This window comes from Amphibacillus sp. Q70 (genome assembly GCF_052055485.1).
Classification (GTDB): Bacteria; Bacillota; Bacilli; order Bacillales; family Amphibacillaceae; genus Amphibacillus.
In genome coordinates this window covers 3,418,388-3,437,585 of the sequence record NZ_CP197171.1, presented here as the reverse complement: position 1 = coordinate 3,437,585, position 19,198 = coordinate 3,418,388, and the positions used below count along the sequence as shown (strand labels likewise).

14 protein-coding genes, 1 other RNA gene and 2 other annotated features are annotated in these 19,198 nt (G+C 36.5%); of the genes, 12 read left to right on the top strand and 3 right to left on the bottom strand.

Features of this window, described 5'->3' with window-relative positions:
- The first annotated feature begins 1 nt into the window (after nt 1).
- Nucleotides 2-661, top strand: a complete 660-nt coding sequence (gene phoU / locus ACS127_RS15580) for a phosphate signaling complex protein PhoU (RefSeq protein ID WP_440895940.1) — start codon at nt 2-4, stop codon at nt 659-661.
- Between the two features lie 126 nt (nt 662-787).
- On the opposite strand, the gene ACS127_RS15575 is transcribed toward phoU, so the two are convergent.
- Nucleotides 788-1,894 (bottom strand): N-acetylmuramoyl-L-alanine amidase, encoded by a 1,107-nt coding sequence (locus ACS127_RS15575; RefSeq protein WP_440895939.1) that lies wholly within the window; start codon nt 1,892-1,894, stop codon nt 788-790.
- A 218-nt stretch (nt 1,895-2,112) separates the two neighbouring features.
- Nucleotides 2,113-2,332 (top strand) — a binding site (T-box leader).
- An 82-nt stretch (nt 2,333-2,414) separates the two neighbouring features.
- Between ACS127_RS15575 and hisS the strand changes: the two genes are divergently transcribed.
- The 3 genes from hisS (at nt 2,415) to ssrS (ending at nt 5,737) form a co-directional block, all read left to right on the top strand.
- Nucleotides 2,415-3,686: a histidine--tRNA ligase gene (gene hisS / locus ACS127_RS15570; RefSeq protein ID WP_440895938.1), complete on the top strand. Its 1,272-nt coding sequence runs from the start codon at nt 2,415-2,417 to the stop codon at nt 3,684-3,686.
- Between the two features lie 5 nt (nt 3,687-3,691).
- A complete protein-coding gene (gene aspS, locus ACS127_RS15565) occupies nt 3,692-5,473 on the top strand; it encodes an aspartate--tRNA ligase (RefSeq protein WP_440895937.1) in 1,782 nt (593 codons plus the stop codon).
- Between the two features lie 83 nt (nt 5,474-5,556).
- Nucleotides 5,557-5,737, top strand: a non-coding RNA gene (gene ssrS, locus ACS127_RS15560) — 6S RNA.
- 646 nt (nt 5,738-6,383) lie between these two features.
- Here ssrS and ACS127_RS15555 read toward each other — a convergent pair.
- A complete protein-coding gene (locus ACS127_RS15555) occupies nt 6,384-7,040 on the bottom strand; it encodes an RsfA family transcriptional regulator (RefSeq protein WP_440895936.1) in 657 nt (218 codons plus the stop codon).
- Nucleotides 7,041-7,361: 321 nt separating this feature from the next.
- Nucleotides 7,362-8,630, bottom strand: a complete 1,269-nt coding sequence (locus tag ACS127_RS15550) for a replication-associated recombination protein A (protein ID WP_440895935.1) — start codon at nt 8,628-8,630, stop codon at nt 7,362-7,364.
- A gap of 231 nt (nt 8,631-8,861) precedes the next feature.
- On the opposite strand from ACS127_RS15550, the gene cymR reads away from it, so the two are divergent.
- The 8 genes from cymR to alaS all read left to right on the top strand — a co-directional run bounded on the left by cymR (nt 8,862) and on the right by alaS (nt 19,123).
- A complete protein-coding gene (gene cymR, locus ACS127_RS15545) occupies nt 8,862-9,281 on the top strand; it encodes a cysteine metabolism transcriptional regulator CymR (protein ID WP_440895934.1) in 420 nt (139 codons plus the stop codon).
- Nucleotides 9,282-9,307: 26 nt separating this feature from the next.
- The gene (locus tag ACS127_RS15540) at nt 9,308-10,480 is read left to right on the top strand and encodes a cysteine desulfurase family protein (RefSeq protein ID WP_440895933.1); all 1,173 of its coding nucleotides are present in this window, start codon (nt 9,308-9,310) and stop codon (nt 10,478-10,480) included.
- The gene (gene mnmA / locus ACS127_RS15535) at nt 10,473-11,588 is read left to right on the top strand and encodes a tRNA 2-thiouridine(34) synthase MnmA (protein WP_440895932.1); all 1,116 of its coding nucleotides are present in this window, start codon (nt 10,473-10,475) and stop codon (nt 11,586-11,588) included. The genes ACS127_RS15540 and mnmA overlap by 8 nt, the downstream gene beginning before the upstream one ends.
- Before the next feature lie 87 nt (nt 11,589-11,675).
- On the top strand, nt 11,676-12,338 hold the full coding sequence (locus tag ACS127_RS15530; protein ID WP_440895931.1) for a tetratricopeptide repeat protein: 663 nt from the start codon (nt 11,676-11,678) through the stop codon (nt 12,336-12,338).
- A gap of 123 nt (nt 12,339-12,461) precedes the next feature.
- Nucleotides 12,462-14,795 carry an SF1B family DNA helicase RecD2 gene (gene recD2, locus ACS127_RS15525; protein WP_440895930.1) on the top strand — a complete coding sequence of 778 codons (2,334 nt, stop codon included), beginning with the start codon at nt 12,462-12,464 and terminating at the stop codon, nt 14,793-14,795.
- A gap of 75 nt (nt 14,796-14,870) precedes the next feature.
- Nucleotides 14,871-15,056, top strand: coding sequence for a hypothetical protein (locus ACS127_RS15520; protein WP_440895929.1), 186 nt, complete (start codon nt 14,871-14,873; stop codon nt 15,054-15,056).
- Nucleotides 15,057-15,096: 40 nt separating this feature from the next.
- Nucleotides 15,097-16,125, top strand: coding sequence for an AI-2E family transporter (locus tag ACS127_RS15515; RefSeq protein ID WP_440895928.1), 1,029 nt, complete (start codon nt 15,097-15,099; stop codon nt 16,123-16,125).
- A gap of 45 nt (nt 16,126-16,170) precedes the next feature.
- Nucleotides 16,171-16,381: a binding site (T-box leader), on the top strand.
- Between the two features lie 108 nt (nt 16,382-16,489).
- Complete coding sequence (gene alaS / locus ACS127_RS15510; protein ID WP_440895927.1) at nt 16,490-19,123, top strand: alanine--tRNA ligase; 2,634 nt, start codon at nt 16,490-16,492, stop codon at nt 19,121-19,123.
- Nucleotides 19,124-19,198 lie beyond the last annotated feature (75 nt).

The window sequence follows — 19,198 nt, the reverse complement described above, 5'->3', positions numbered from 1 at the left end:
TATGTCAGTACGTGAACAATTTGATCTTGAATTACAGGTTTTAAGGAATGAATTAGTGGAAATGGCTAAAAGCGCGCGTCTGCAGCTCGAACAAGCTGTTAAATCTCTATATGATAAGGATCTAGAATTAGCAAGACAAGTGATTAAAGAAGATGAAAAGATTGATGAGCTTGATTTAGCAATCAATGAAGCTGCTATCTTACTCATTGCTAAACAGCAACCTGTTGCAACAGATTTAAGAAAGTTAATTGTGGCGATTAGAGTTTCCACAGATTTGGAACGAATGGCAGATAACGCTAAAAATATTGCTCGCTCAACCCTTCATTTAGGTGAGGATCATCAATTAGACATCGATCCTTCTTTAAAGGATATGTGTAATGTTGCATATGAAATGGTCGACTTAGCAGTAGAGAGTTATTTAACTGAAGATCACAAGTTAGCCAAGAAATTATCTGAACTTGATGACTCGATTGACCAAACGTTTGGTGAAGTCTTAGCGAGAATGTTAAGTATGTCTGCAACAAATCCACAAAAAATTCAGCTCATCATGCAAATTGCTTTTATTGCTCGATACATCGAACGTTTTGGAGATCATTTGACCAACATTGCAGAAAGTATCTTGTATTTAGTCAAAGGTAAAAGCTATGATTTAAATCAATAAGACGTCAGAACCGATAACTAAAAACAGGTGTAGAAAATGGATTATTTTTCTACACCTGTTTTAGTTTTTAGCTAGCAGATGATTCGAATCATCTGTACGCAATTTTGATAGCAAGATTAAAGTAAATTAATGATTTGAAAAATAACCTTCTAATCCATTAATAATCCCTTTACTGATTTTATCTTGATAGTCTGGGGATTGAATCATTTTCTCTTCATTATCATTGGATAAGAAACCGAGTTCTAAAAGGATGCCGGGTTGTTTTGAAAGACGTAAAACAAGAAAGTTACCGGACTCTATGCCGCGATCATTTGCTCCCGTTTCATCAATCAAACCTTGATGGACATGCTCTGCTAAATCTTGATCGGTTTCCCATAAATAATAAGTATTCATTCCATTTGCAGAAGGGTACTGGGGTTCACTGTTATAATGGATACTTAAAAAGGCATCAGCAGATAAATAATTGGCTAATATTGATCTGGGTGTTAGTGCATAATAAAAGTCATCATCTCTAGTCAGATAAACTTTTGCATCAAGCAGCTCCAATTGATTTTTTAATGTCCGGGCAGTATAAAGGGCGTATTGTTTTTCATAATTGTCAGTCACACTAGTGGCACCTATATCGTGACCGCCATGACCAGGATCAATCACAATAACTTTATCCTTTAGCGATGAACTTAATCCACTCGTATGATTATAATCGTGTTCAATTAGCCAAGATGGGATAAAACCATTGGTATCTTGCCACTCAACTTCAAGCCAATGATCATTTACATGTTCTATGATTGTCACCGTCTCTCCCTGAGTTAAAACAGCTTGAATGTCAGACTGAGTGGTAGCTTCTGATCGTAAATTGACTCGATCAACAGGAATATTAAAAGTGTCTGTATTTGGTTGATCTGGCTCAGGTGTTTCACTATTGTCGGCTTCATTATTCGTCACAGCTTGTTCAGTTGTATTTTCTTGATTAACAATCGTTGCAAATTGCTTGCTAATCCAGCCAGTTTGACCTTCATAATCAATTGCTACCCATTCGTCATTTTCATCTATTAATGGATAACTTTCCCCCTGATTGACATGCCCAATTTGTTCATAGGTAGTGCCTGCCCCGCTGCGTACTAAAAGATCATCAGCTTCAATATGGACAGTTTGAGCGAATCCGGTTTGCTGAAAAAAGAAAAACGACAGGATAAAAACAGTAGCATAAAATAAAAATCGGTGTTTATTTTTCATAATCATGTAAGGGTCGCTCATCATTTTATAGATTGCGACTTTACCTCCTTCCATCGTGTTTATTTTTTAGTTATGTATTGTTGTAAAACCTATTTGTATCATAATCAATTTACCTAGTCAAAGTCAAAACAAAAATAGTGATAAGGTTTAAAACAGCTTGACATTGTTAGGGGGAGACAGTAATATTATAAACAATTCAAACAATTTGATTATTCATATTAATATCAATGAAGGAAAAAGTAATTAAAATAAGCGGATCAAAGAGAAGAGATCTATAAGCTGGGAAGATCTCTATCAAGCATTTTAATGAAAGACGCTCCTGAGATGCTTTGCTGAAGTTAAGTAAGCTTAGCCGTGCACAAGCGTTAATTGTATGAGTGGAATTATATTTTATTAATTCAACTAGGGTGGCAACACGGGTATACGCTCGTCCCTTATTTAGGGAGGCGTTTTTTTGTTGTCTAATTTAGTTTTAAAATAAACATAAAATGACTAAATTGTATATTTAGGAGGCTGGGAAATGATTAATTTACCGCGTGGAACACAGGATATTCTTCCTGGAGAATCTGAGAAATGGCAATATGTTGAGCAAAAGTTTTTTGAGCTTTGTCATCGATATAATTATAAGGAGATTCGAACGCCAATGTTTGAACATACTGAGGTTTTCCAGCGTGGAGTTGGTGATACGACGGATATTGTTCAAAAAGAAATGTATACTTTTAAAGATCGTGCTGATCGACAATTAACCCTTCGTCCGGAAGGAACAGCGTCTGTTGCTCGAGCTTACGTTCAGAATAAACTTCATGGCTCTGCTCAACAGCCACAAAAATTGTTTTATCATGGACCAATGTTTCGATATGAACGCCCACAGCAAGGAAGAATGCGACAGTTTGTCCAGTTTGGGATTGAAGCTTTAGGAAGTGCGGATCCGGCTATTGATGCAGAGGTGATTGATTTTGCTATGACATTGTATCAGAGTCTTGGTTTAAAATCATTACGTTTGGTCTTAAACACTCTGGGTGATCAAGAAAGTCGACAAGCTCATCGAGATGCTTTGATTAAACACTTTACTCCATACAAAGATGAGCTCTGTTCGGATTGCCAAGTTCGTTTAGAAAAAAACCCACTTCGCATCTTGGATTGTAAAAAAGATAGGGATCATTCAGCAATGAAAACAGCACCAAAGATTTTGGATTATTTAACTGAGGAAGCACAACACTATTTTGATCAAGTTAAGCATTATTTAGATGTCATGGGAATTGATTATGTAATTGATGCTAATCTTGTTCGTGGTTTAGATTATTATAATCACACTGCATTTGAGATTATGAGTGATGCAGAAGGGTTTGGAGCCATTACTACCCTTTCAGGTGGTGGACGATTTAATGGTTTGATTGAAGAATTAGATGGTCCAAGCACACCGGGAATTGGTTTTGCATTAAGTGTTGAGCGCCTGCTAATGGCTTTAGCAGCAGAGGGCATTTCTTTACCGATTGATCAATCTTTAGATTGTTACATTGTTGCGCTTGGTGATGCGGCGGAATTAAAAGCGGTTGAACTAACTAAATCATTACGTGATATTGATGTACAAGTCGATAAAGATTATTTAGGAAAGAAAATGAAGGCACAATTTAAAGCAGCTGATCGAGAAAATACAAAATTTGTATTGATCATTGGTGATCAAGAATTAGAAGATCAGGTTGTTTTAGTCAAAGAAATGAAAACCGGGAAACAGGAAGCCGTAAGTTTTGACCAAATTTCGAAATATATAAAAGATCGTTTGAGGGGGTAGCAGTAATGATAACAGAACGTCATCATGCAGGTGAATTAACAAAAGATCATATCGGAACGCAAATTATGTTAAAAGGTTGGGTTCAAAAGCGTCGTGATTTAGGTGGATTAATTTTTATTGATCTTCGTGATCGCACAGGAATTGTACAAGTTGTTTTCAATCCGACTGTTTCACAACAAGCGTTGAAGATTGCTGAAACTGTACGTAATGAATATGTATTAAAACTAGAAGGTATCGTGGTTGAGCGTGAAGCAAGTACAGTCAACTCAAAAATGAAAACAGGTGAAATTGAAGTTTCAGTAGAAACCATTTCCATTTTAAATGAAGCAAAAACGCCACCTATTAATGTATTTGAAGAAAGAGATATTTCAGAAGATACGCGATTGAAGTATCGTTATATCGACTTGCGCCGTGAATCGATGCAAAATACAATCAAGACCCGTCATAAGACAGCACAAGTGATTCGCCAATTTTTAAATGAAGAAAGCTATTTAGAAATGGAAACCCCTATGTTGACAAAGAGCACTCCAGAAGGGGCTCGCGATTATCTAGTACCTAGTCGTGTACATCAAGGTCATTTTTATGCTTTGCCACAATCCCCTCAGCTATTTAAACAGTTGATCATGGTTGCAGGTTTTGAGAGATACTATCAGTTTGCTCGCTGCTTTCGAGATGAAGATTTACGAGCTGATCGTCAACCAGAATTTACTCAAGTAGATATTGAAACTTCTTTTATGACAAGCGACGAGATCATGACTATGACTGAAAAGATGATGAACAAGGTTATGAAAGAAGTTAAAGGTATTGAACTGACATTGCCCTTACCAAGAATGACCTATGACGAAGCTATGTCCCGTTTTGGTTCAGATAAACCTGATACACGCTTTGATTTAGAATTAGTTGATCTATCTGAACAAGTCAAGGATTCAGATTTTAAAGTTTTTGCGGATACAATAAGTAATAATGGTAAGGTAAGTGCGATTAAAGTTGAAAGGCAAGCAGATGCTTTTTCAAGAAAAGACATAGATAAATTAACAGAGTTCGTCAAGATTTATGGTGCTAAAGGTTTAGCATGGATCAAAATTGAAGAAGGTGGCTTTAAAGGTCCAATTGCTAAGTTTTTCAACCCAGAGGATCAGAGTCAATTAATGAATAGAATGGCAGCGAGTGATGGTGATCTTCTGTTATTTGTTGCTGATCAAAAACAAGTTGTTTACGATAGCTTAGGTGCTTTAAGACAAAAATTAGCAAAAGATTTAAATTTAATTGATGAAGAACAGTTTAATTTCTTATGGGTCACGGATTGGCCGTTATTAGAATATGATAGTGACGCAGAACGTTATGTTGCGGCACATCACCCATTCACTTTACCTGTTGAATCAGATGTAGATAAACTCGAGACAAATCCAGCAGAAGTAAAAGCGTCAGCGTATGATCTTGTTTTAAATGGTTTTGAACTAGGTGGTGGATCGTTACGTATTTATCAAAAAGATCTTCAGGAAAAAATGTTCAGTGTCTTAGGATTTTCTAAAGAAGAGGCAAATGCTCAATTTGGTTTCTTACTACAAGCACTTGAATATGGGACACCGCCACATGGGGGAATTGCTCTAGGTTTTGATCGCTTAGTGATGCTGTTAGCCGGAAAGAAAAATTTACGTGATACGATTCTATTTCCTAAAACAGCCTCTGCCTCAGATCCATTAACAGAAGCACCAAGTGAAGTGAGTGATACACAATTAACTGAGTTACATTTAATGTTAAGAGAGGCAAAAAATAAAGAGCTATAGTTGATGAAACCCCTTTCCAAAGACTTGATTATTAAAAAAACATATGCTAGTATAAATTCATAAGTTAATCATGAATTCATGAATTGATCCTGATGTGTCCGTTGAATTTATTATGTTTTGACCGAACATTTTAAATTTGGGAGTCTGATGTTTTCTTGTGGATTACACGCCTAACATTTAGGACGTAAAAAATAAGAAATAAGACACCCACCTGCTTAGAGCGGGTTCAAAACTTTTTCTGGAGACGGCACGATCGGGATTGATACATATTTAACCAAATAAAAAGGCTATTGTACAATGAAGGATATATTGTTCAATAGCTTTTTTCTTTGTTAGTATTAAAAATGCGATGGAAATATTCTATTCGACCTTTTGGTTCGCCATTTCAATCAAACTGTCGGATAGATGGACTCTATTCGACAGTTTGATTGGAATAGAAGTTCAAAACACGTGATAGCAGTGTTCTATCCAACATTTTAGCTTGATGTTTTGTTTGAAATGGATGATAGAAGGCTTCTCTCCGACATTTTGTCTTATGATTTTGTCTGAAATGGATGATAGAAGGTCTCTATTTGCCATTTTGCCTTGAGTTGTTGATCAAAACATCGAATAGGTGTGTTCTACGCCGTTTTTTCTAAGCAGGAGTTAAGATTGTGAATGAGCTTTGATATTCAATTTATACATATAGATTAGATTACGCAAAAAGAAGTTGTCACAAGATTGTCCATCATCCATTTTGCAACAGCTTCTTTATAACAAGTTAAAATTCCAAATGGTATCCCTATGTTGAGCTTTGGACTAAATTTCAATCCAAAACCCGAACAGAATAACTCATTATCGCATTTCAACTGATATTTCAAATGAAAAAACTCGAATAGAATTCTATTCGAGTTTTTAGTATGTTTCTTTGTTACCGAGCCACTTGTTCTAAATTACCGTTTTTGTCCATTACAAAAGTCGGTAATTTTTTTTCATCATCATCTTCAAAGACAACCATTTTTCTAGCCCGATCCATAATTTGAAGAAAGGCTTGGTAATCCTCTTGAATCGTTTCTACTTGCTTTTCTAACGATTTAACCTGTTTGTTTAATAGTGCATTTTCATTTAACAGTTGCTGATGTTCACTTTCTAGTTTACTATAATCAGCCATTTGTTGATGAGATTGGTCATTTTTTTGTTTTAATCCTATTAAGTAATCAATAACTTGTTCCAAATCTATTGATTGTTGTTCAAGTTGCTTACTGGTTTGACTACTTTTTTGCTTCTGTTTAACTGGTTCTTGCGGTTGATATAGCTGAGTTGCAGTATCTGACTTCTTATGTTGGCGCAATTGTTCACGCTTATTTTGCTTTCTTTGACGTTTTGCGATTGCAACGGCTTGTTCATAATTTTGTCGAATCTCAGCATTCCATCTAAAACCACAGGCAGCAGAGGTGCGATTAAGTTTATCACCAACCTCTTCAAAAGCATTTAATTGTGTACTTCCTTGACGAATATGTCTTAAAACAGTTTCTGCTAGTAATAAGTCATCTTCTTGTGACCAGGCATCTTGTCTAACCTTCGCCATCCTTTATCACTCCTTATCTCGATAGTTTCATTTCATTATTTATTAGATCGATAGGTTATCTATAAGAAAAGTATGGACAAAAGCTAGTTTAATTATTCATGAGTGTAAAAAAAACTCACTTTCACCCAAAAAAGAAGCAAAAGTAAGCTTTATTATTCGAATCAACAGCAGGAAAACATGAATACTGTTCGAAAATAAAAAATATTTTATTCGTGAGATATATCGCTATCAAAGTCTTCCTTGTCATTCGAAAAAGCAACCTCTTTGAGGAATACTTCACTTGGTCAGCAGTAAAGATCCGGGTAAACTTGTCCGGTTTTTCTATTGATTATTGATGTGATCGTACATTTGCTTTAAGGCACGTTCGAATTTACCAGTTTCTATGGGTTGATAATATTTTTTATTTTTTAGTGGTTCAGGTAAGTAGTCCTGTTTTACCCAAGCCCCTGGATAGTTATGAGGATATTTATAGTCCACTCCTCTACCTAATTGGCTAGCCCCTTGATAGTGACTATCTTTTAAATGTAGAGGAACATCGCCGATATCATGGTGTTGTACATCGTACATTGCTTGATCAAGCGCTTTATATGCAGAATTTGATTTAGGTGAAAGGCACAATTCAACCAATGCAACAGATAGCGGAATTCGTGCTTCTGGGAATCCAATCCGTTCGGCAGCTTCGATTGCAGCAAGTGTTCTCGTACCGGCTTGAGGATTGGCAAGTCCAATATCTTCATAAGCAATGACAGTCATCCGCCGAGCAATGCTTTGCAAATCACCCGCCTCAATTAAGCGAGCGAGATAATGGAGGGCGGCATTGACATCACTTCCTCTAATTGATTTTTGAAAGGCAGATAGGACGTCATAATGTGCATCGCCTCCCTTATCGTGAGAAAAACTTTTCTTCTGCATACAGGCTTCAGCAACAGTTAAATCAATCTTAATGGTTTGTCCTTTTTCTTGCTTTGTTGAGAAAGCGGCCAATTCCAGACCATTTAAGGCTCCGCGCAAGTCACCCCCTGAAGCGTTCGCAAAGTGTTCAAGTGCTTCTTTTGTAATATCGATAGAAAGGTTTCCTAATCCTTCTTCTTTATCATTTAAGGCTCTTATCAGTGCTTCTTCAACTTCTTCGGCTGTTAAGCGATAGAGCTCAAATAAATGAACACGACTTCGAATAGCAGGGTTAATTGAATGATAGGGGTTACTTGTTGTACACCCAATTAAAGTGATTAAATTACTTTCAATATGAGGTAATAGAAAGTCTTGCTTGGCTTTATCTAAACGATGGACTTCATCTAAAATAATGACTAACGTCCCAGACATTTTTGCTTCTTCAACAGCAATTTCCATATCCTTCTTTTTATCAATAACAGCATTTAATATTTTATAGCGTAGACCAATTGATTTAGCTAAGGCAATAGCCAGTGATGTTTTACCTGTTCCAGGAGGACCAAATAAAATCATTGATGCTAAACGTTCTGCACTAACCATTCGTTCAAGCATTTTGCCTTCGCCAACGAGATGTTTCTGACCAATGATATCATTGATATGTTTAGGGCGTAGGCGAAAAGCGAGTGGTTGTTTGGACATAAAAAAACTCCTTTACTCATGATATTGAAGCGGTTCTACTTGACTTTAATGATTTATATCATTTAGAATATTATACATTTGTAAAAGCTAAAGTTCGATGACTCAGTTGTTTTAATCGTACGAATTTTATCAATGAAATGCAAGTGATAATAGAGATTCATGCTATAATTAATGAAACAAACACAGCATTCATGTTAAGATAAATAGTATGAGAAGGGAAGCGGATATGTTATGAAAATTTCAACAAAAGGTCGCTATGGGTTAACCATTATGATTGCCTTGGCTAAATGTAAAGATCAAAAACCCCTTTCGTTAAAAAGTATTGCTCAAAATCATGATTTATCAGAGCATTATTTGGAACAACTTGTACCAGCTTTGCGCAATGCCGGCTTAGTTAAGAGTGTACGAGGAGCTTATGGCGGTTATAAATTAGCTAGATCAGCTAGTCAAATCACAGCTGCTGATATTATCCGAACGTTAGAAGGTCCAATTACACCAGTTGAAGGAATTGAGGATGAGGAACCTGCACAACAATCATTATGGATAAGAATTCGTGATGCAGTAAAAGATGTACTTGATACGACAACATTAGCTGATTTATCTAAATATGAAGAAGTGGAAGAGAATGAACCTTATATGTTCTATATCTAGTTTTGCTAAAGAAGGAAGGGACAAAAGTGGATGCAATTTATTTAGACCATGCTGCTACGACCCCCATGCACCCTGATGTGATTCATAAAATGACTGAAGTTATGGGAGAGGTCTACGGTAATCCATCAAGTATTCACGGATTTGGTCGGCGTGCCCGTGGATTGCTTGATGAGAATAGACGCTATTTAGCTAAAAGCATTGGTGCCAATGAAAAAGAGCTTTATTTTACGAGTGGTGGTACTGAAGCTGATAATTTAGCTCTTCTTGGTGTTGCCTTAGCCAATAAAGACAAAGGTAAGCATATTATTACGACAGCTATTGAACACCATGCCAATTTACACGCGGCCGAGTACCTTGAGTCGCTTGGCTTTGAAGTCACTTATTTATCGGTAGACGAAGCAGGTTACGTAGATCCTAAGCTTGTGATCAATAGTTTACGAGAAGACACCATTTTAGTATCCATTATGATGATTAATAATGAAGTGGGGACGATTCAACCCATTAAAGAAATTGCCAAGTTATTAAAAGAGCATCAAGCTTATTTTCATACTGATGCTGTCCAAGCCTATGGGTTGATCCGATTAGATGTCACAGAATTAGGGGTAGATCTCTTATCAGCTTCTGCACATAAGCTTAATGGACCTAAAGGAATTGGTTTTTTATATGCTCGGAAAGAGGTTAAGTTTAATGCCTTACAACATGGTGGTAATCAGGAGCGTTTAAAGCGACCAGGGACAGAAAGTCTCCCTGCCATTGCTGGAATGCGTTATGCAATTGAAAGAATTGAACAAGATAACTATCAGCAGTTTAATCGTTATAAACGGTATCGTGATCTATTTTATCAACAATTAAAGCAAGCTGATCTTGATTTTTCAATCAATGGAAATCTTAACGAACTGGCTCCTACGATATTAAATATTAGTTTTTCAAATATAAAGGTTGAGCCCTTGTTAATGAATTTAGATCTTGAAGGTTTAGCTGCTTCTAGTGGAAGTGCTTGTACAGCTGGATCAATTGAGTCTTCACATGTGTTAACTGCGATGTATGGTGTTGATCATCCAAAAACGGAAAATTCAGTCCGTTTCAGCTTTGGCTTAGCAAATGATGAGGCTCAAATCATTGAAGCAGCTAACCGCGTGATTCATGTAGTTGAGCAAATGACTACAAGGTTAAGTGAAGGGAGTGAAATAAATGAATGAGCATGATAATAAAAAAACACGTGTTGTTGTAGGCATGAGTGGTGGGGTTGATTCATCAGTTACCGCTTTATTGTTAAAGCAACAAGGCTATGAAGTCATTGGGATTTTTATGAAAAACTGGGATGATACTAACGAAGATGGTTTTTGTACCGCAACAGAAGATTATGATGATGTGGTTCGTGTTTGTAACCAGCTTGAGATTCCTTATTTCGCTGTTAACTTTGAGCAAGAGTATTGGGACAAGGTTTTTAGCTATTTCTTAGCAGAATATCGAGCAGGTCGAACCCCAAACCCTGATGTAATGTGTAATAAAGAAATAAAGTTTAAAGCTTTTCTTGACCATGCTCTTTCATTAGGAGCAGATTATGTTGCCACAGGGCATTATGCTCGAACACGTGTCAGCGGTGATCGAGTCGAACTATTACGAGGAGTTGATGATAATAAAGATCAAACTTACTTTTTAAATCAGCTTTCAAGTGATGTCTTAAAAAAAGTTATGTTCCCATTAGGTCATCTCCCGAAAAGTGAAGTACGAAAAATTGCCCAAGAGCATGGTTTAGTGACAGCTAATAAAAAAGATAGTACAGGTATTTGCTTTATCGGTGAACGAGATTTTAAAACATTTTTAAGTGAATATCTGCCTGCTCAACCCGGCCGGATCGAAACGATGTCTGGTGAAGATAAGGGTTCACATGACGGTTTAATGTATTATACAATCGGTCAGCGCCAAGGGCTAGGTATCGGTGGCTCTGGCGGTCCTTGGTTTGTTGTTGGCAAAGATTTAACTAGAAATGTTTTATATGTTGAATCAGGTGATGACAACATTTATATGAAATCGAATCAACTCGTTGCAGAAGATGTCAATTGGGTTAATGAGATGGAGAGTAATACATTTGAATGCACGGCAAAATTCAGATATCGCCAAAAAGATAGCCGCGTCACAGTGACCATTCGTGATGATCAAACGGTTTTAGTTGATTTTGCCCAGGAAGCGCGAGCTATTACACCTGGTCAAGCTGTTGTTTTTTATCAAGATGAAGTATGCCTTGGTGGCGGGACAATAAATGAAATTTACCGAGCTGGTAAGCAATTAGACTATGTGGGATAAGGCAGCGCTGGCTTTTCACAGTCAGCCTCTTATCCATCTGTCGTGAAAAATGAATAAATATTGTGTCAACAAAAGAGGTGAGAGGCGTTGGATGATGCACTAACTAAAGGTATTTCTCAAATGAGAAATCAAGATTATCAAGGAGCTGCGATAAGTTTTCAACAAGTTATTGAAGAAAACCCGACGGATCCAGTTGGCTATATTAATTTTGCAAATTTATTACTCCACATCGATGACATTAATCGAGCAGAGCAGTTTTTTCGACGTGCCATTGAATTGGATCAGCATGCGGCTACCGCTTATTATGGCTTAGGACACTTATTTTTTGAACAAGAAGATTATCAACAAGCAGCACAATATTATCAGCAAGCTATTGAGATTGGTTTAGATGAAGCTGATGCTTATTTTATGTTAGGCTTATCATGGCGAAATCAGTCTGATTCAAGACGTGCTTTACCTTTTTTACAACGGGCTTATGAATTGAATTCAGCTGATCTCGAAGTGATCTTTCAATATGGACTGGCATTAGCAGAAACGGATCAAATCAATCTTTCCGTGTCAATCTTTGAAGAAATTATAGCTAAAGATTCAACACATGCTGATGCTCGTTACAATTTAGCCGTAGCTCTTCTCTTTTTAGAAAAAACAGACCAAGCCATTGTCCATTTAGAAAGAATCCGAGAAATTGAGCCGGATTATTATATGGCTGAACAGTTATTAACCCAAATTGAGGAACTTAAGGAGTCGTAAGAATAGGAGTGTAGCAAAACTTAGTTTGTCACCCAAACGTTAGGGTGCAAGCTTAGTTTTACTGATCCGATTATTGATCAGATCTTATTTTTTTGCGATAGTGTTAAAAAGGAGCTAGTTGTAATGGAAGAGCAAATACTCATTCAATCAGATAGATATATAAGAGGAGAACTTATTTATACGATTTATTCAAATGCGACTGAGCATTTTTCCATTGCAAAAATTAAGGTTCTAGAAACAAATGAGGCGTATGATGAACCGGACATCGTTGTGAAGGGTTATTTTAGTGAGTTATTACCAGGTGAGGTATACATATTTAATGGAGAATTAGTTGAACATAAGCGATTTGGCTTACAATATGATGTTAAGGCATATAAACGTTATTTACCAGATACGAAAGAAGGTTTAGTTGCTTACTTATCTAGTGATCTTTTCTATGGAATCGGTGAGAAAACTGCATCGAGAATTGTTGACCATTTAGGTGAAACGGCGATCGACAAAATCATGAATGACCCCACGGAACTGGATCAGATTACAGGACTTACAAAAGAACGGAAAGACGGGTTAGTTGAACAGCTAAGAGAGCATCAAGGATTTGACTTTGTCGTTGTCCATTTATCCAAATATGGAATTGGGTTAAAAATGGCTCAAAAGATATATGAAACCTATCGAGAGCAAGCAGTCGATATTTTATTATCTAATCCATATCAATACGTCTTTGATATTCATGGGTTCGGCTTTCATCGAGCTGATTTAATAGCGATTCAAAATGAACTCGAACTCAATCATCCGTCACGTATTCGGGCTGGGTGTCTTTATACTTTACATGAAGCCATGCAAGAGGGTCATGTTTTTTTAACATTAGACGAACTTTTCCCGCTTACTAAACGGTTATTAGAGGCTGAACTTCATCAAATTACTGAAGCAGATATTAACCAACAGTTGGTTGAATTAGCGGAGGAAGGTTTACTAGTTCTTGAGGATGAGAGAGTTTATTTGCCATTTCTATATTATGCAGAAGCGGGTTTTTCAACCCATTTAAAACGTGTTTTAGATCAGAAAGAGATTGATCAAATTCCAGAAGCAGAATTGTTAAAGTTAGTTGGAGAGATTGAAGAGGAAGAAACACTTAGCTATGGAAAAGAGCAATATGATGCGATTAAACAAGCTCTACAGGAAAAAGTGATGATTTTAACTGGTGGTCCAGGAACAGGAAAGACAACTGTTATCAAAGGAATTTTGCGTGCTTTTAGCTCACTTCATGAATTATCTTTAAATCTAGCCGATTATAGTAGTCAATCCAAATTTCCATTTATTTTAACTGCTCCAACAGGACGAGCTGCCAAAAGATTATCAGAGTCTACTGGTATTCAAGCGGTTACTATTCATCGTCTCTTAGGTTGGGATGGTCATGAAGGGTTTGAAAAAAATGAAATGAATCCATTGGAAGGGCGTTTACTTGTTGTTGATGAATTTTCAATGGTTGATATTTTCTTAGCTAATCAACTGTTTAAAGCGGTACCTACTGACATGCATGTTTTATTGGTTGGTGATGAGGATCAGCTTCCTTCAGTTGGACCAGGTCATGTACTGGCAGATTTATTAACATCGAAGCAAATTAAGTCAGTCAAGCTCGACGAAGTCTATCGACAAAAGGAAGGTTCCAAGATTATTGAACTTGCTCACCAAATTAAGCATAATCAAGTCGAACAAAAGTCGTTAGTAAAGGCAAATGATTTTAACTTTATTAAATGTCAAACCTGGGAAATGATCGATGCTTTAAAGCAAATTGTTCAGAAAGCACTAAACAAAAGCTTTGACATTAAGCAAATGCAGATAATAGCTCCCATGTATAAAACGGAAGTAGGTATTCATCGAATTAATCAGGAAATTCAGCAGATTGTCAATCCAAAACGGAATGATGTTCGTGAATTAAGAACAAAGGATACTATTTTTCGAACAGGTGATAAGGTTATTCAGCTTGTGAATCAGCCAGAAGATGGGGTGTTTAATGGTGATATTGGTCAGATAACGGCTATTTTTAAAGCAAATGAAAATGTTGAGCAGGAAGAACAGCTTGTTGTGACTTATGATGATATTGATGTTGTATACAACCGAAAGGATTTATTAAATATTATGCATGCGTACTGCATTTCGATTCATAAATCACAAGGTAGTGAATTTCCAATTATCATCATGCCAATTGATCGAAGTTTTCGCCGAATGTTACGAAAGAATCTTCTATATACTGCGATCACCCGTGCCAAACAATCACTGATCATTTGTGGTAATGAACAATCATTTTTAACTGGACTTAAAGAAGAAGACACCAATAAGCGAAACACAACATTACAAGAAAGATTAACAAAAGTATTAAGTGATGATGAATATGCTCAGCGACTGGCTGAACAGTCTGAAGAAGAATTGAATTTATCACCTTTCGATTTTTTAACTTAAAGAGAATTTTATGTTTAAATTACACTTTTTCATACCATAATATGAATATCTATTGTATGAAAGGGTGTTTTTTTGTTGCAATGTATTAATTGTCAGTCGAAGAATCTTGGTAAAATTGCCCCAGACCATTATTATTGCTGGAATTGTTGTATTGAATTACGGAAGAAACATGATCTTTTTCATGTTCATGAGGTTGATTTAGACGGGAGCTTACTCCCCTTAGATGATTTGTTTACTGAAGCTGAGCGCCGTGTCCAGTGACATGAATAGCGAGACTAAGTCTATATTTTTTAAAAAGCTAGTGCGCATAGGTGTTCTAGCTATTCTCGCTTTAATCATTTTATTCTTAATTGTTCGGATATTTCCAAACTATCGTCTGTTTCTAACCAGTCTCTACAAAATTATTTTACCATTTGTTCTAGCCATTCTATTTACTTATCTTCTGAATCCAATTGTTGAAAAGCTAAATGGTCGCTTTATTCCAAGATGGTTAGCGATCTTAATCATATATTTTGTTTTCATTATGGGTCTTGGTTTATTGATTTATTTTACTTACCCAATTTTTAGAGAACAAGTAAAAAGATTTATTGAACAGCTACCCTTGTTATTAGATAATTATCGGAATTGGATTAATCAGTTTGATCAAATGATTCATGTTTTACCAGATCCCATTCATAGTGAGCTAGATGAGATGGTTAAAAAAATATCAGTTTCAAGTGCAACATGGCTAGAAAATAAAGTAATCAGTATGAGTGTGATAAGTGAATATTTAATTAGCTTAGCTGTAGTTCCTGTTTTAGTTTATTATTTTTTGCTTGACCGAAATAAAATGAAGATGCAGTTGATGAATCTGATTCCGAAACGCTATCAGAAGCAATCAAAACAATTGATCTTCCATTTAAATAAAGATTTAGCACACTACATAAGGGCACAGCTCTTAATTAGTCTCTTTGTTGGTCTAACAACCTATATTGTTTATTGGGTATTAAAAATAGACTTTTCATTACTATTAGCTTTATTCATGACTGTGATGAATATTATACCTTACTTTGGTCCAATTCTTGGGGCAGCACCAGCTGTTCTAATTGCTTTAACAACCTCAACCCAATTGGCTTTTTATTTGATCATTTGTGTGTTTCTTGTTCAAGTTATTGAAAGTAATATTATTTCACCTTTTATTTTAGGATACAGCATTCGAACTCATCCCGTCCTTGTGATTCTAGTCCTATTAATTGGCAGTGAACTAGCAGGAATATTGGGTATGATTGTAGCTGTCCCTGTTCTAGTGGTGATTCGGAGTGTGATTACGTTCTATCCTTTTGAGAAATAATTGACAGATTCTTTGGTTTTCACTATAATGTGATCAGATGATATAGTTAAAACAATGATCAACACTAGTATGTAACAGACCGTTTCAAGAGATGTTTATCCTTGGCTGGAAGATAAACTAAACGAAGGGTTACAGAAGCTCGTTAGGAGTACAAGTCAACCACTTGTCGGCACACACCGTTAATTGTGAATAAAGATGATAGTCAATTTTTGACTATAATCAGGGTGGTACCGCGAAGCTAACTCTCGTCCCTGCAATATTGCAGATACGAGGGTTTTTTAATTCAAAAACGACTTGAAGTTTTGATTAACGGTTGGAATCATGCTGAAAGGTTAACGAGATAATAAAATAGGAGGAATAAAGGATGAAGCAATTAACATCATTAGAAGTAAGACAACTTTTTTTAGACTTTTTTAAACAAAAAGGCCATCGAATTGAACCCAGTGCCTCACTTGTTCCAGCAGATGATCCAACCCTATTATGGATCAATAGCGGCGTAGCAACATTAAAAAAATACTTTGACGGTCGAACTGTGCCCGACACACCCAGATTAGTAAGTGCTCAAAAGTCAATCCGCACAAATGATATTGAAAATGTTGGCTACACACCGCGCCACCATACTTTTTTCGAAATGCTCGGTAACTTTTCAATCGGAGATTATTTTAAGAAAGAAGCGATAGAGTGGGCGTGGGAATTTCTCACGGATGAACGTTGGTTAGCACTTGATCCAGAAAAACTCTCTGTAACCGTTCACCCTGAGGACGATGAAGCTTATCATATTTGGAAGGATGAGATTCAACTACCAGAAGAGAGAATCATTCGTTTAGAAGAGAATTTTTGGGATATAGGTGAAGGTCCGAGTGGGCCTAATACAGAAATTTTCTATGATCGTGGAGAACTTTATGGAAACAATCCAAATGATCCAGAATTATATCCAGGTGGAGAGAATGACCGTTATCTAGAAATTTGGAACTTAGTTTTTTCACAATTTAATCACAATCCAGATGGTAGCTATTCATCATTGCCAAAGAAAAATATTGATACGGGAATGGGATTAGAACGAATGGTCTCCGTTCTACAAGAAACAGAGACCAATTTTGAGACGGATTTATTTTTACCGATTATTAAGCAGCTTGAGAAAATGACCTCTTTTAATTATGGACAAAGTATAGAGACAGATACCGCCTTTAAAGTTATCGCTGATCATATCCGAACGGTTGCCTTTGCTGTCGCGGATGGTGCTCTACCATCAAATGAGGGGAGGGGCTATGTCTTACGCCGTTTAATACGACGTGCTGTTCGATATGCTAAACAGTTAGGGATTGATAAGCCGTTTATGTACAAGTTAGTCGATAGTGTTGCTCAAATAATGGAGTCATTCTATCCAGAAGTTAAAACAAAGCATGATTTTATCGTCAATGTTATTCAAACGGAAGAAGAGCGTTTTCACGAAACGCTAAATGACGGGCTTTTGATCCTCGAATCGATTATTAAACAAGAACAAGCGAAACAGTCAACTATTTTCCCAGGTAAGGAAGTTTTCCGGCTTTATGATACCTATGGTTTTCCTAAGGAATTGACCGAAGAATATGTTGCAGAAGCTGGTTTTACGATTGATGATGAGGGCTTTGAGGCAGAAATGAAGCTCCAAAGAGACCGGGCACGAAAAGCAAGACAAAAGGTTGATTCAATGCAAGTGCAAGCTGATGTTTACCGTGATCTTTCAGTGACAAGTGAATTTATCGGCTATGACACGAAGCAAATAACGACAACAATAGAGGCCATTATTGAAGATAATATCTCTGTTGATCAATCGACCCAAGAAGAAGTCTTCCTTGTTTTAGCGAAAACGCCGTTTTATGCTGAAAGCGGTGGGCAAATTGCCGATCAAGGGATAATCACGAATGAAACTGTGGTTGCTAACGTACTAGATGTTCAAAAAGCACCGAAAGGGCAACATTTACATCGTGTTAAAATTACCCATGGTCAGCTAAAGCTTGGTGATTTTGTCAATGTTGAAATTGATCAACAAAAACGTCAGTTGATAGAAAAAAATCATACAGCTACCCATTTACTGCATCAAGCCTTAAAAGATGTATTAGGTGAGCACGTCAATCAAGCAGGTTCTTTAGTGGCTGATGACCGCTTACGATTTGATTTTTCGCATTTTAATGCGGTCACAGAAGAAGAGTTAACTAAAATTGAGAAAATAACTAATGAAAAAATCTGGGAAACAATCCCTGTTCAAACAGGTCTTTATCCGATTGAAGAAGCAAAACAAATGGGAGCGACAGCTTTATTTGGCGAGAAATATGGGGATGTTGTTCGCGTTGTACAAATTGGTGATTACAGTCTTGAACTATGTGGCGGATGTCATGTCAATAATACAGCAGAAATTGGCTTATTTAAGCTTGTTAATGAATCAGGTATTGGAGCAGGAATACGCCGAATTGAGGCTGTAACTGGAAAAGGTGCTTACCTATATACGAATGAACAAGAGAAAGTTTTACGCTCAACAGCTCAACTGCTTAAAGCAAATCCAGATCAGGTGATCGAGAAGGTTGAAGGATTATTCCAGAACATTAAACAATGGAAACGTGAAAATGAGTCGCTGTTGAAGAAGTTAGCAAATAATGAAACAATAACGATTCTTGAAAAGGTTGAAAAGATAAATGATATTCCTGTTTTAATTGAAAAAGTAACGGCTAGTGATATGAATCAGCTTCGTTCAATGGTAGATGATTTAAAACAAAAACTGGAATCAGGTATAATTTTATTAGCTGCTGTTAATGATGGAAAAGTACAATTAGCTGCTGGTGTCTCTGATGATTTAGTCAAGCAAGGTTATCATGCCGGTAAGTTAATTAAAGAAGCTGCTACTAAATGTGGTGGTGGCGGTGGAGGTCGTCCAGATATGGCACAGGCTGGTGGTAAGAATCCAGAAATGGTAGCTGAGGCACTTACACATGCAAAAAAATTCATTTCAACAATTAAGTAACTTGTTATTTCAAATAATTTAAAGGTATAATGAGAATGATATCGAATTAATACTAAGAGATTAATTTCAATTTAA